This is a genomic window from Exiguobacterium abrahamii, from assembly GCF_015645365.1.
GTDB classification, from domain to species: domain Bacteria; phylum Bacillota; class Bacilli; order Exiguobacteriales; family Exiguobacteriaceae; genus Exiguobacterium_A; species Exiguobacterium_A abrahamii.
Genome location: NZ_JADOYC010000001.1, coordinates 160,696 through 174,744 on the forward strand (window position 1 = coordinate 160,696; position 14,049 = coordinate 174,744).

Annotated in this window: 12 protein-coding genes; 11 read left to right on the top strand and 1 reads right to left on the bottom strand. The window is 34.4% G+C overall.

Going from position 1 to position 14,049, the window contains the following annotated elements; translation table 11 throughout:
- The first annotated feature begins 12 nt into the window (after positions 1-12).
- The 11 genes from ITJ88_RS00825 to ITJ88_RS00875 all read left to right on the top strand — a co-directional run bounded on the left by ITJ88_RS00825 (position 13) and on the right by ITJ88_RS00875 (position 11,361).
- A complete protein-coding gene (locus ITJ88_RS00825) occupies positions 13-660 on the top strand; it encodes an acetyltransferase (protein ID WP_195864393.1) in 648 nt (215 codons plus the stop codon).
- Positions 647-1,837, top strand: coding sequence for an aminotransferase class I/II-fold pyridoxal phosphate-dependent enzyme (locus tag ITJ88_RS00830; protein WP_304999640.1), 1,191 nt, complete (start codon positions 647-649; stop codon positions 1,835-1,837). The genes ITJ88_RS00825 and ITJ88_RS00830 overlap by 14 nt, the downstream gene beginning before the upstream one ends.
- A complete protein-coding gene (locus ITJ88_RS00835) occupies positions 1,837-2,994 on the top strand; it encodes a glycosyltransferase family 4 protein (protein ID WP_195864395.1) in 1,158 nt (385 codons plus the stop codon). Before ITJ88_RS00830 ends, ITJ88_RS00835 begins: the two co-directional genes overlap by 1 nt.
- Complete coding sequence (locus ITJ88_RS00840) at positions 2,991-4,022, top strand: NAD-dependent epimerase (RefSeq protein WP_195864396.1); 1,032 nt, start codon at positions 2,991-2,993, stop codon at positions 4,020-4,022. The genes ITJ88_RS00835 and ITJ88_RS00840 overlap by 4 nt, the downstream gene beginning before the upstream one ends.
- A complete protein-coding gene (locus ITJ88_RS00845) occupies positions 4,022-5,356 on the top strand; it encodes a nucleotide sugar dehydrogenase (RefSeq protein WP_195864397.1) in 1,335 nt (444 codons plus the stop codon). Before ITJ88_RS00840 ends, ITJ88_RS00845 begins: the two co-directional genes overlap by 1 nt.
- A gap of 65 nt (positions 5,357-5,421) precedes the next feature.
- Positions 5,422-6,042, top strand: a complete 621-nt coding sequence (locus ITJ88_RS00850) for an acyltransferase (RefSeq protein ID WP_230088489.1) — start codon at positions 5,422-5,424, stop codon at positions 6,040-6,042.
- Between the two features lie 23 nt (positions 6,043-6,065).
- Positions 6,066-6,947, top strand: coding sequence for a glycosyltransferase family A protein (locus ITJ88_RS00855; protein ID WP_195864398.1), 882 nt, complete (start codon positions 6,066-6,068; stop codon positions 6,945-6,947).
- Positions 6,948-6,974: 27 nt separating this feature from the next.
- Positions 6,975-8,465: an O-antigen polysaccharide polymerase Wzy gene (gene wzy, locus ITJ88_RS00860; RefSeq protein WP_195864399.1), complete on the top strand. Its 1,491-nt coding sequence runs from the start codon at positions 6,975-6,977 to the stop codon at positions 8,463-8,465.
- A 4-nt stretch (positions 8,466-8,469) separates the two neighbouring features.
- A complete protein-coding gene (locus tag ITJ88_RS00865; protein WP_195864400.1) occupies positions 8,470-9,657 on the top strand; it encodes a glycosyltransferase in 1,188 nt (395 codons plus the stop codon).
- Between the two features lie 32 nt (positions 9,658-9,689).
- Entirely contained in the window at positions 9,690-10,934 is a 1,245-nt protein-coding gene (locus ITJ88_RS00870; protein ID WP_195864401.1) for an oligosaccharide flippase family protein, read from the top strand.
- 7 nt (positions 10,935-10,941) lie between these two features.
- A complete protein-coding gene (locus tag ITJ88_RS00875) occupies positions 10,942-11,361 on the top strand; it encodes a serine O-acetyltransferase (RefSeq protein WP_195864402.1) in 420 nt (139 codons plus the stop codon).
- Positions 11,362-11,615: 254 nt separating this feature from the next.
- Here ITJ88_RS00875 and ITJ88_RS00880 read toward each other — a convergent pair whose 3' ends face one another.
- A complete protein-coding gene (locus ITJ88_RS00880; protein WP_230088490.1) occupies positions 11,616-13,946 on the bottom strand; it encodes a bifunctional diguanylate cyclase/phosphodiesterase in 2,331 nt (776 codons plus the stop codon).
- Positions 13,947-14,049: the final 103 nt, after the last annotated feature.

A 14,049-nucleotide genomic window follows, 5' to 3' on the forward strand; every position in this document is an offset into this window, starting at 1 on the left:
GATGTGCCGATATTGAAAAAACTTCTTATTTTAATTGGTGATTCTGGTCATGCGAAAGTCATTGAGCATATTGCTATAAGAAGTGGATGGACTATCTTAGCCAAACTTGATGATCGACATCATGAAATGAGAGTTGCTCAAAACGGAATAATTTTAGGGAATACAGATTTATTACATAAATTAATGAGTGATTATGAAGATGTCAAAGTGTTCATCGCCATTGGTGCGAATCGAGTTAGAGATTTAATTTTTAATAAGTTGAATCTTCCTCATGAATCTTACGCAACTCTAATTGATCCATCTGCGATTATTTCTGATGATGTTGAAATTGGCTATGGAACTTGCATTATGCCAAATAGCGTGATTAATCCATCATCTTTAATAGGGAATCAGGTCATCATTAATACAAGGGCTGTCGTAGAGCACGATAATATCATTAATGATTATGTTCATCTTTCACCTGGTTGCGTGTTGACTGGAAATGTTCAGGTTGAAATGGGATGTCATATTGGAGCAGGTGCTACATTAATTCCAGGGATTCAAGTTGGTTCATGGTCTATTGTCGGCGCTGGAAGTACAGTTATTAGAAATGTAGATAGTGATGTTACAGTAGTTGGTTCCCCTTCGCGCGTACTATTAAATGTAAATGGAGGAAGATAAGATGGAAGAACGTATATTATTATCATCTCCTCATATGAGTGGTAGAGAAAAGAAGTATATCGATGAGGCGTTCGATACGAATTGGATTGCTCCACTCGGAGCCAATGTAGATAATTTCGAGAAAGAGTTGGCTGAATATGTCGATGTAAAAGCTGCTACAGCAGTTTCATCTGGTACAGCAGCTTTACATTTAGCTCTAAAATTAATTGATGTGAAAGAAGAAGACTACGTCTTTTGCTCCACATTTACTTTTGTTGCAAGTGCAAATCCAATTCTGTATGAAAAGGCGACTCCAATCTTTATAGATTCAGATCCGGAGACGTGGAATATGTCACCGAAAGCACTTCAAGCAGCATTTGATTATGCAAAGAGTATTAATAAACTTCCTAAAGCTGTGATTGTAGTTCACTTATATGGTCAAAGTGCACAAATGGATGAAATCTTAGAGATTTGCTACGAATATAACGTACCAGTGATTGAAGATTCAGCTGAATCACTAGGGTCAATATATAAAGGTAAAAAAAGTGGAACCCATGGGCTTTTCGGTATTTACTCGTTCAATGGAAATAAAATCATTACGACATCTGGTGGTGGAATGCTTGTATCTAATCATTCAGAAATGATTCAAAAAGCTCAGTTTTTAGCGACACAGGCAAGAGATCGCGCTTTGCACTATGAGCACTCGGAAATCGGATTCAACTATCGAATGAGCAATATTTCAGCTGGGATTGGTAGAGGTCAATTAGAGGTTCTCGATCAGCGAGTGCAAGAAAGACGGAAAAATTTTGAGTTGTACGAAAAGCATTTATCAGAAATTGAAGCTATTGAATTTGCACCAGAGTTGAAAGGTACAACTTCAAATAGATGGTTGACTGCACTGATTCTAAATCCTGAAAAAACTAACGTTTCTTCAAACGATATTATTACCGTATTAGCTCAAAATAATATCGAAGCAAGACCTCTTTGGAAACCAATGCATCAACAACCCCTTTTCGAGGGTGCATTGTATTTCAATCATTTTGAAAAGGAAAACTTTGCAGAATATTTATTTGAGAATGGATTATGTTTGCCTTCTGGATCGAATCTGAGTAAAGCCGATGTAATCAAAGTTATTAATACCATCCGTTCCCTTTTTCACTTAAGCAAAGTTGAAGAGAAAGAGCTAACAGTAAATTGATGAAAAAAATTATTCAGGTCACAGCAATTGATATGAGTATGTATAAGTTATTAGGTGAATTAAACCGGACAACTGTGAAAAAGGGGATTGAAACAATTGCGGTGTGCTCTAAAGGTAATTATCAAAAGGAAATAGAGCATGATGGTGTGATTTATAAACCTGTTGAAATCAATCGATCTATTGGATTAGCTAATATAAAAACTGTTTTTAACTTAGTAAAAGTATTTCGCGCAGAAAAGCCAGATGTAGTACATGTTCATACGCCAATTGCTGCCGTTTTAGGGCGTATTGCTGCCAAAATTACTCGTGTGCCCGTTGTTGTATACACTGCACATGGTTTTTATTTTCATGAAAACATGTCTAAATTAACCTATTCTTGTTGCTATTTGATTGAAAAAACAATGGGTCGGTATTTTACGGACTTAATTTTTACACAGTCGCAGGAAGATGCTGATGTAGCAATTAAGGGTGGTTTTTTAGATAAAAAAAATATTCGTTGTATTAGTAACGGAATTGATGTGCAAAAAACATTCAATCCCTTATTAAAAACAGATGAAGACTTAGAAACTTCACGGAGTGAATGGGGCATTAAAGAAGAAGATGTTGTTTTAACTTTTATCGGTCGTTTGGTGGAAGAAAAAGGGATCTTAGATTTGTTAGAAGCAATTAAACTTGTGAACAACGAAAATTTAAAGGTTATATTGATTGGAGACGTCATTCAAGGAGATCGAACTAAAAGTGAATTATACAAAAAATTGGAATACTATAAAGAAACGTTATCAAATGTATTTTTTGTAGGGAATCGAAAAGACATTCCAGACTTGTTACATATAAGTGATATTTTTTGTCTCCCTTCCTATAGAGAAGGTATGCCCCGATCTATTATTGAAGCAATGGCGATGGGAAATGCAGTCATTGCAACCGACATAAGAGGCTCCAGGGAAGAGGTTGTAGAAAATGAGACAGGTTTTCTTGTCCCGTTAAATGAACCAAAGAAAATTGCAGAAAGAATTTCGTTATTGATTCATGACCGTGCTTTAATGAGTCGCTTCAAAGCAAATGGGCGAAAACGTGCTGAACAACTTTTTAATGAAGAAAAAGTTGTTGAAAAGCAATTACTGTATATCGATCAAAAGATAAGGGAGAAAATAAATTGAAAATATTAGTTACCGGAAGTGCAGGATTTATTGGGTTTCATGTTTCAAAGCGGTTATTGAAAGAAGGAAATGAAGTAGTTGGTCTAGATAATATTAACGATTACTATTCCGTACAACTAAAAGAAGATCGACTGAAACAACTTCTGGATCATCATAATTTTACATTTTATAAAAATGACTTAGAAGACTTAGCTTCTATGCAAAACATTTTTACGAAAGAAAAATTTGACGTTGTCATTAACTTAGCCGCACAAGCTGGTGTACGGTATAGTCTAGAAAATCCACATGCCTATATTAATAGTAACATTGTCGGATTCACGAACATTTTAGAATGTTCACGTCATCATAACATTCAACACTTAATCTATGCTTCAAGTAGCTCGGTATATGGCGCAAATGAGTCGTTGCCATTCTCGATTCACGATAATATTGATCATCCAATGAGTTTGTACGCGGCAACAAAAAAGTCTAACGAATTAATGGCACACACATATAGCCAACTATTTAATTTACCAACAACTGGATTGCGATTCTTTACAGTATATGGACCGTGGGGACGACCGGATATGGCATTGTTCCTATTCACTAAAGCTATTTTAGAAGGAAAAGAAATTGATGTTTTCAATAATGGTGATATGCTACGTGACTTCACATTTGTAGATGACATTGTAGAGTCAATTTTCCGATTGACACAACGACCTGCGAAGAGTAATCCGGAATGGAGCGGGTTGAATCCGGATCCTGGAACAAGCTATGCACCATACCGTGTCTATAACATTGGAAATAATAGTCCTGTAAAACTATTAGATTTCATTGAAGCGATTGAGAAAAAGCTAGGAATTGCTGCAAAGAAGAACTTCTTGCCCCTTCAAGCTGGTGATGTTCCGCAAACCTTTGCTAACGTAGACGATTTAATCAATGATATTCAGTTTAAGCCAGAAACAAAAATTCAAGATGGAATTGACCAATTCATCGAGTGGTATATTAGCTATTACAAAAAAACTATCGAATCAGGAGTGACACAATAATGAATACCTTGAATAATACAAGTACGGTTGTTCCTTTATTACCAGCAAAAGATCGTTCAATCGGAATTGTTGGATTAGGATATGTAGGATTACCTGTTGCAGTGGAATTTGGAATGAGTAAGCAAGTTGTAGGCTTTGATATTAATGAATCAAGATTGAATGAATTAAAGAATGGGCTAGATCAAACAAACGAAGTAGAAAGCGATTATCTGAAAAAATCTGAAGTAATATATACAAATGAAATCAGTAAGTTAAGTGAATGTGACTTTATTATTGTAGCAGTTCCAACACCAGTAGATGATAGTAAGAAACCAGATTTGACACCATTATTAAAAGCTTCGGAAACGGTCGGAAAAGCACTTAAAAAAGGAACAATTGTAGTATACGAGTCAACAGTATACCCAGGTGCAACAGAAGAAGAATGTGTACCTGTTCTTGAGAAAATGTCTGGATTAAAGAGTGGAGAAGATTTCTTTGTTGGTTATTCACCAGAGCGTATCAATCCGGGTGATAAAATACATACGTTTAAATCAATCATCAAAGTTGTTTCAGGGCAAACTCCAGAAGTACTTGAAATTGTGGCAGAAGTCTATGAAAGTGTTGTAGAAGCAGGTGTACATCGTGCTCCTTCAATTAAAGTTGCAGAAGCAGCAAAGGTTATTGAAAATTCACAACGTGATATCAACATTGCATTTATGAATGAGTTATCTATTATCTTTAATAAAATGAATATTGAAACGAAAGACGTGCTAGAAGCGGCGTCAACAAAATGGAACTTTTTGAACTTCTCACCAGGTTTAGTCGGCGGTCACTGTATCGGAGTTGATCCCTATTACTTGACGCATAAAGCAGAGCAACTCGGATACCGTTCTCAAATCATTTTATCCGGACGCCGAATCAACGATGATATGGGTAAATACGTAGTTGAAAATTTAGTGAAAAAATTAATTCAGCAAGATGTATCAGTCAAAGATGCAAAAGTAGGAATTTTAGGATTTACGTTCAAAGAAAATTGTCCAGATACACGTAATACAAAAGTTATTGATATTGTAGAAGAACTAAAAGAGTATGGAATTAATCCATTGATTTCAGATCCAGTAGCAGATCAAAGCGAGGCGGAGCATGAATATGGAATTTCTTTCGTTGACTTAAACTATCTAAAAGAATTAGATGCTTTGATAGTTGCCGTTTCACATGATGAATTCAAATGTTTAAATTCGAAGCAATTAAAAGAAATGTATGCTAATGAAAATAAGACAATACTTATTGATATTAAATCAACAATTCCATCACAAGTGACAAAAGAAATGAGCGGTATTGTTTGGAGTTTGTGAAAAGGTAACATTAAACCATTTATTATAATAATAAATGGTTTAATGGTTTAAAGGAGGAATTTACATTGAGAGGTAGAGATAAATTTAAAAAGTATAAAAAGTTAATAGCAATGCTAACTCTTTTAAATAGTAAAGTACCTAAGCGATTAAATAAAAGTTTATTTAATATGATTCGTCCTCTGGACGGAAAGATTATTATGCTGATCAGGTATATTTTATTAAAAAATCTAGCAAAATCTTGTGGAGATAATGTATCTATTCATTCCAATGTTTATTTGAACAACATTGAAACTATTTCGATTGGAGAGAATGTGTCTATTCATCCCATGTGCTATCTAGAGTGTTTAGGTGGTATCGAAATAAAAGATAATGTTTCAATTGCTCATGGTGTAACGATTATGAGTACAGAGCATAAGCATTCTGATGTCGAAAATGATATTAATAGCCAAGGGGTATATTTGGATCGCGTTCTAATTAAAGAAAATGTTTGGATCGGAGCTAAAGCTACTATTTTATCTGGTGTAACAATTCACAGCGGAGCCATAGTTGCTGCTGGAGCAGTTGTAAATAGCTCAATACAAGAAAATGTGATAGTAGGAGGTGTTCCTGCAAAAGTGTTAAAGTTCAGAACAGAAAATTATGTCACGAGTAAAATGGATAAGGAATTGGTACACAGTCATACTTAAATAAGAAAGAAAGGAGGTTTAATATGAAAGAACTTATTGTCTTAACTCCTACCTATAATCGTTCCCATACACTTTTTAAGTTGTATGAATCTTTAATAAAACAGACTTTTAAAAACTTTACTTGGCTAATCATTGATGATGGAAGTACAGATAACACAGAATTACAAGTTGAAAGTCTGGTTAAGGAGAACTTAATTGATATTCAGTACGTTAAGCAAGAAAATGGAGGCAAAGCAAGAGCTTTAAATAAAGGATTTAATCATATTAAGCATGATTGCCTATTCGTCATTGTAGACAGTGATGATCATTTGTTATCCGAAGGATTGATGAAAGTTAAATCGACTCGAGATAAGTATCGTAATATTAATAAGGCAGGTGGATATTTCTTTCATTACCAAGAGCAATCAAAGGGATTAATTACTGCAAAGCAAAAACTTGAGAAAGAATTGATGCTATCACCTTTTGAATATTTTAAGGTCTATGGAAAAAATGATGGATGTCTTTGTTATGAAAAAAAAGTAGTGCTTAAATATCAGTATCCAGAATTTGAAGGGGAAAAATATGTTGGACCAACTGTGCTACAAATGAGTATGGCGAACGAATTCAACATAGTGTATTCACCTAGTGTAGTGGGAGTTGCAGAATATCAAGAAAACGGATTAACAAGATCCGGTCGAAAACTAAGAATGAATAATCCCAATGGAATGATTGTTTACAATGAATTAAAGTTGAAGAAGGAAGAAAAGTTAATAGAAAAATTAAAATTTGCTATTTCAATTTGGGCTTATTATCTTCAATTAGACAAATCAGCAAAATATTTAATTCGAGACAGTGATAATCCATTTTTATTAATGTTCACGTATTTTCCAGGACTATATTTGAATTTAAAATGGATGAGACAGTAATTCACATTTACTTTTAATAAGAAAAAGGTGATTTTTTTGGAAATTGCTAGAAAAAATCCTGTAAGTTATTTTGGACTGCAAATTATTTTAACTATATTTGTAATTTTAAGTATTGTTATCTATAAAGAGTATGTAGTAGGTTTTTCAGCTGTTACACTGGATAATTTAAAAGTTTTATCAATAATTAGTATAGCTTTTTTTGTAATACAACTAACGTTATTAATTTCTATTTTGAATGGACTGAACAATCCGCTAGTTTATTTTTCAATAATTTTATACTTGTTTTCTTCAGGACAGACCTTTTTATTAGTACTTAATTTAGATTTTGCTAATTACAATGTTTTTGAGAGAATAAACAACAATTTAATAGTAAGTGACTCCATTATTTTCTATTCTATTTCATATGTATTTTTTCATTTTGGTGTTTTAACTTATGTATTTACTAAAGATAAAGTCAGAAGTTATAACTTATTGAGTAGTATTAATTTTGATGATGATAATTTTGTGAAAACTCTTAAATTAACAGGTTTAATTATGGTCTTAATCGGAATAGTGCCTTTTTTAACCACTTTATATAATAACATAAATGTATTTATTAATTATGGTTATAGCGGTTACTATAAAATGGATGATGTTAGGGTGTCTAACTTATTCGGTGGTTTTCTTTATTATGTATATACAGGTGTTGTTTTTTTAATATTATCATCATCACGAAACATCAAAAAAATACTAATTTTTTTAATGATATTATTTTCAGTAATAAAATTCCTTTTAGGGGATCGTGGGGATGGAATTGTTTTCGCGTTAGGGAGCTACTTATTATATTTAAATTTTGTTCAATTAGATAAAGAGAAAAAGAAAGTTAAAAACTTTTTTATGGTATTCATACTCTCAATGGTATTAATGACACTAATCCCATTAGTTTCAATATATAGACATGGTAATATGACATCGAGTTTATTTATAAATACTCTGATTAATGAGAATCCAATAATTAGTACTCTTCAAAATTTGGGTTCCACATTGTATCCTCTCGCTAAAACGATGGAAATAGTGAATAACTTTCAAGATCCGATTTATGGCAGTTCATATCTCACTGCATTTCTTTTATTAATACCTAGTATTTTTAGAGTCGGAATAATTAGTGATATTACGTCTAATTTAATAAACTACTCACCTGCAAATTGGTTGATGGAAACAATGAATATGAGTTATGGACCAGGTTTTACCCCTTTTGCAGAAGCATATTTAAATTTTGGTTGGTATGGTATTGTATTTATGATTTTATACGGTTATTTAATGGGTAAAATGTTAATGATAACAGTTTCAGAAAATCAAAAAAAATCTGTGAAGACAAATTTCTTCACAGGATTAAATATTTTATGTTTTTTATTTTTTGCTATGTCTTCCAGAGGATCATTTAACTTTATTATTTCATATTACTTTAGATACATAATTGTGCCCATTTTAATTTTATATCTTCTATATATATATGCTAAAAGAAAAGGTAAGAGGTGATATTTTGAAAAAAATATTATTTGTTTTAAGTAATGATAATATCGGAGGTCCACAAAAAAGTCTAATCGCATTATTGGATAAAATTGATTACTCAATTTTTGAAGTAGATTTATACACTATTGATTCCGGAGGGCATCTTAATTCTTATTTTAATGAAAACGTATGTGTACTAAAAAGTAGTCCGTTAATTTTATCATATACACTTCCGAGTAAAAATATATTAAAGCATTTAGCATGCATGATTTCAAATTTAAAGTATAATGCAGCAAAAGACTATATATTATCAATCTTTAATAATAAAATTTTGAAAAAAAATATGAGTTATCAAAGGCAAGAATTTTGGAGAAAACATAAAGAGGAGCTATCAAGCTTCTCTAAAGAATATGATATTGCTTTTGGAATACTTGGTATGTCAACTTATCTCATTACTGATTTAGTTAATTCCTCTAAAAAATACCATTGGGTGAGAAGTGATAGTAGGATCCTTAAACGCAATCAAAAAATAGAGGCCGAGTACTTCAGGAAATTGAATGGCTCTTTATCGGTATCAGATGAGTGTACAAAAGTCTTTGTGCAAATGTATCCTTTTATGAAAGAAAAAACATATACCTTTTTAAATCATATACCTACGAGTTTTTATTCAAAACTAGAACATGATGATACACTTATGAAGAAAAATGATGAGACGCAAATCAATATTTTAACTGTCACACGATTAGATCCATTAAAAGGAATTGAGATGGCGATTGATGCCTGCGAAGTGTTAATTAGAAAAGGATATAATATTAAGTGGTATGTATTAGGCGGGGGGAAATTCAAAACAGAAATTGATAAGTTAATCAGCGATAAAAATTTGAAAATGAATTTTGTTTTATTAGGGTTTCAGTTAAATACTTTATCATTTATTAAACAATCTGATATATTTGTTCATCCTTCCAGAACAGAAGGGAAATCAAATGCAGTTGATGAAGCTAAGTATATTGGTAAACCAATTGTTGTGACCAATTACGATACAGTTGGAGATCAAATTGAGCATGGAAATACTGGCTTGATTTGCGATATGAATGGTGTAGCTATCGCAACTGAAATTGAAAAGCTAATAAACGATAAGCGATTGTCTGAACAATTATCAAAAAATTGTAAGGGACAGTTAGATGGTAGTGAAGTTAATGAATTTTTCTTAGGTCTTTAAAACGGAATGGAGTATGGAGATTGAAGTTCTTAATGAAGAATGATTACATATTTAATTTACTTAATAAAGTTTATGTTATTTTGATGGGACTAATAACGTCCATATTTATTACAAGATATTTAGGAGTAAGTGATCGAGGAAACTATGCTTACATAATCCAAGTGGTTTCAATTGCTGCTATCGTACTAAATTTAGGCATTCATCAATCTTATTCTTTTTACTATAGAATGCTTAAAGAAGAAACATTTAATAAATATGTTCAAGTAGTTATAATACAGTTTTTTTTGTATACGTTAATAAGTATAATTTGTATGAATTTTGTTAATGATCAATTAATTGTATTTATGATTATTCTAATTCCTATTAGTGTACTTTCACAGCAATTGGAAAGCATAATGGCAGTTGAAAATATTAGATTGAAAATTAAATTGCATATTTTTAACGGGACATTAAGAACAATCGGTTTTGGTTTTTTGTTTTTTTCTGTCAAAAGTAATCTAATATTTCCTATCATAATTACGTTAATTTTAAATATTATTACTATAGTTTCGTTTTTATTATTTTCTTTAAAAAAAGTTAAATTTAAGGAAGAGAAACTAAACTTAAAGTTTGCAAGTGAAATTATAAAGTTTGGTTGGTTACCAATGTTAACTGCGCTTTTAATCACTATAAATTATAGTGCTGACGTCATATTTTTAAAACATCTAGGCACTTCGTATGATTTAGGGATTTATTCTACTGCTGCTGGGTTAATTACATATTTTTGGTTGATACCAGATTCATTTAAAGAGGTACTCGTTTCAAGAGTGGCGAGAAGCAATAATATTCATTCAACTATTTTTGTTATTAAGGTTTCTTTAATAATAATTTGTGGAGTTATAATCGCGTTTATTATAGTAGGGGAATATGCAATTCAAATTATGTATGGAATGAAGTTTTTAGAAGCTTACAATATAACTTTAATTTTATCAATAGGAGCAATCAGCATGATCTTTTATAAGATGATTGGTACTGTCTTGCTTGCTGAAGGAAGAAGGTGGGTTTATTTTATAACTTTATTAGTGAGTGCTATTACTAACTGTATAGGTAATGTAGTTTTAATACCTGAGTATGGAATGTATGGATCGGCTATTTCTTCAGTCATTTCCTATAGTATTTGTGGTTTAGCATTTTTAATATACTTTTCAAAAATTAAAAATGTTTCGTTATTATCATTTTTTTATATAACTAAAGATGAGATTGGTGTATTAAAAAAGATAGTTATGAAAGGAAAATAAAAAAGATATGACAAACATTAGAACTTACGACATAGCAAGATTTTTATATAATAAAAAGATACCTTTGCTCCCTAAAGTCTTCAGCAGGTTAACTCGAATTATATATTCTTGCGAAATTCCTTATACAGCTAATATACACTCTAGTGTAAAATTTGCTCATAAAGGCTTAGGAGTAGTAATTGGACACGATACGATTATAGGTAAAAATACTAAGATTCTACAAAATGTAACTATCGGTGGCAGAAGTGGCATTAGAGCAAATCCGGTTATTGGAGAAAATGTATTAGTAGGGGCCAATTCAAGTATTTTGGGTAAAGTTGTTATCGGTAATAATGCTCAAATAGGTGCACATGCACTTGTTTTAAGTGATGTACCTCCAAATGCAACATTTGTAGGAGCACCAGCGAAAGCAATAAAGAAAAAGTAAACAATTTATATTGTAAGGCACTTTAAATCTTAGTAAAAATATCAAAAGTTGACTTAAAAACTAATTATCTATTCTATATTTTTAAATAAGATAAATTGTAACATTATGTGCAACACCCAACTGAAAACACGATGCTTGGTTGATTTAATTGCAAGTATTGGAGAGCACTTGGATCCATGAATCCAAGTGTTTTCTTTATTTTTAAAGTTAGGTGATTATCAAAATTGTTCAACTATGGAATTCATGGCGAAAAATTAGATACTTCTGCTCGATCGTAATAGATTTAAATATCCAAAAAGATCTTCTTCCTTTAGCGGTCGACTGAAATAATAGCCCTGGAAATAATCGCAACCTTCTTGCGCGAGCCAATCTGCCTGCTCCATCGTTTCGACCCCTTCAATTAAGACCTCCATCTCGAGATTATGTCCAAGTTGAATCATCGATTGAACGATGGCTTGTTGATTCTTGCCGTCAAATAACGAACTGATGAACGAGCGATCAATCTTTAACAACTGAATCGGTAATGAACGAAGCTGCTTGAAGGACGAGTATCCGGTACCAAAGTCGTCGAGGGAAACACGGATACCGAGTTCTTGCAGTCGTGCTAATTTTTCATAGGTCGCTGTCTCGTAGGATAAGGCGGCGGACTCCGTGATTTCGAGCTCCAGGTATGCGGGATTCATCCCTGTCTCGTCAATAATCGTTTCGACGCGACGTAAGAATTTTTGACTCGCGAACTGAAGTGACGAGACGTTAACGGCAATCGAGAACGGTTCCGGAGTCAGGTCTTGCCACGCGACCCAGCGTAGGCAAGCGGTACGTAACACCCAGTCACCTAAGGCATGAATTGCTCCCGTATTTTCAGCGACGGGAATGAACTCGGCTGGTGAGACGAAGCCAAGCTCATCATGCGTCCAGCGTGCCAACACTTCAACACCGGTCATGCGTTTCGTAGCCACTGCAATCTTTGGTTGATAGACAAGCTCGAACGCTTCTGCTTCGAGTGCCTCCGTCATGAATTTTTCAATCTGAACGGTTCGTAAGATATCGTTTCGATTCTCGACCTTAAATTCCTTGATCGTATTTTGCGCTTCAGTAAACGAAGCGTGTAGTGCCAGTTTTGCATACTCGATCAGTTCTTCTGCTATTGTGGCGTCTTCCGGGTAATGACTAATCCCGGCGCGCATCGTCAGCGTAATGACCGTTCCATCGATATCAAATGGTTGCGATAAGGCAGCGTAACACTTCTCGGCTTTTTGTGTCGCCAGTTGACTGCGTTCGTCAACGAGGAGAACAAGGAATTCAGATGAGTCGAGTCGTGCTAGGACATCACGCGCGTGAATCGTCGCTTGCAAACGCTCTGCGATCTGCAGCAACAGACTCTCGACGCCTTTATGTCCGAGCATATCACTCAGCGAACGCCAACGATCCATACTGAGCGCGAGGCACGAAATCGGAATTCCTTGTCTGATCTGTTCTTCGATGAACAGCGTAATTTTGTCTCGATTCGGTAAATTCGTCAACCGGTCATGAAAGGCAAGGTGTTCGAGTTGTTGCTGGGACGAGACTTGATCAGTGACGTTGCGGAAGAACCACAATGTCTGATTCAAGTTCTCGCCTTTTAGCGGGTGATTGACGACTTCAAGGATACGTTCGTCGACGTGTAGCATTTGTTTCGTATGATCGGGCACATCAAGACGTAACGTCGCGTCATGCTCCGTTAAGTATGGATGACGTTCCGGGAAAAAATCATGGAACAGCGAGTTCGCATATTGGATCAGACCGTCAGGATTCGTCGTCACGACACCATCTTCGGTTGATTCAAGAATCGTCGCTTGGATGAAGTCGCGTTTACGTAACTGGAGGTCAAACAAGACGGAAGCGAAGAAAACGATGAACAAAAAGAGCGTGACGATTGAGACAAGTGTCAACAGCATCGTTGGTTCGATGACTTGATTGTTCGTGAACGATGGAATCATCTGAAACTCTAAGCCGAGCATCCCAACATGATGCATTCCGGAGATCGCGATGCCCATGATGAGAGCAAAGAAGACTTTCGTCTGCACCAACATCTGTTGCTTTGCGTAACGCGAAAAGAAACCGATCCAGAGTGCGGTCCAAGAAGCAGCAATCGCAATCAAGATTGAGAGCAACACATATCCTGTATGATACTGCAGAGTCATCCCCTGTAAAGCAGCAATCCCAACATAATGCATGCCGGCAATCGCACTTCCCATCAAAAAACCGCCGAGAACGAATGATTCACGGGACATGCGGCGGGCGACGAGATAAAAGCCAAGGATACATCCCGTCATCGCGATGAGAACCGATAGAAAGACGAGCGAGAACGAGTAGGTCGCATCCTTTAAGGTACCGTGACCAAGCATCGCGACGAAATGCATCGACCAGATGCCGAGACCTAAAATCGATCCACCGGCAATCAACCAAAGATGTTTCGAACGATCGGTCGCCGTTTTGACGCGTCCCGCGAGTTCAATCGCGATGTAGGCAGATGTTGCGGCAATCAGATAAGATAACGTGACAAGTAAAAAGTCAGTATGAGCATGCATCGTATGGTTTGGCATGATAGATGGAGTCACCTCGGCAGAGTGGAATGTTTAATCGAATGGTAAAGGTGTAATCTAGATACCCTTTTTCATTCAATCATATACATTTTTTTCAAATAAC